Below are 694 nucleotides of genomic sequence, written 5' to 3'. Positions count from 1 at the left end.
CCCGGCCCGGGCGGACGGCCTTGATGCCGCGCTCGAGCGCCTCGCGCGTGCGCTCGACGAGCAGGCGCGAGTCCTCGTCGACGTCGCCCGCGAGGAACGTCGCGTTGGTGTCGCCGTGCACGCCGCCCACGTACGCCGTGACGTCGAGGTTGACGATGTCGCCGTCCTCGATCACGGTCGAGTCGGGGATGCCGTGGCAGATCACCTCGTTGAGCGACGTGCACAGCGACTTCGGGAAGCCGCGGTAGCCGAGCGTCGAGGGGTAGGCGCCGTGGTCGACGAGGAACTCGTGGCCGATCGCGTCGAGCTCGTCGGTCGTGACCCCGGGGGCCACGTGCCGGCCGACCTCCTGCAGCGCCTGGGCCGCGAGCCGCGCCGCGACGCGCACGCGCTCGACGGTGTCCGCGTCCAGCACGTCCGAGCCCCACCAGGGCGTCGGCATCGGCTTGTCGACGTACTCGGGACGTGCGACGTGCGCCGGGACCGTGCGTCGGGGGCCGACGCGGCCGGGGGTGAGGGCGGTGCGCGAGTGGACCGGCGGCATGACTGGCAGTCTACGTAGCGGCGGTGCCGCCCGGCCCGCCGGGACGGGAGGTGCCCTGGTGGCCGAGTTCTACTTCAACACCCGGACGTACGAGGTCGAGGAGGGTCCGCGCAGCGACTGGTCGCACCGCATGGGCCCGTACGCGACGCG

Annotated in this window: 1 protein-coding gene; it reads right to left on the bottom strand. The window is 73.6% G+C overall.

Annotated features, from left to right (window positions below):
* The coding region (locus G3I71_RS45260) for a M24 family metallopeptidase (RefSeq protein WP_164324743.1) at positions 1-544 on the bottom strand (544 nt) is incomplete at its 3' end.
* Positions 545-694: the final 150 nt, after the last annotated feature.

This window comes from Streptomyces sp. SID12501 (assembly GCF_010550245.1).
Taxonomy (GTDB): domain Bacteria; phylum Actinomycetota; class Actinomycetes; order Streptomycetales; family Streptomycetaceae; genus Streptomyces.
The sequence above is the reverse complement of the archived record's forward strand: the minus strand, read 5'-3'. Positions and strand labels throughout refer to the sequence as shown.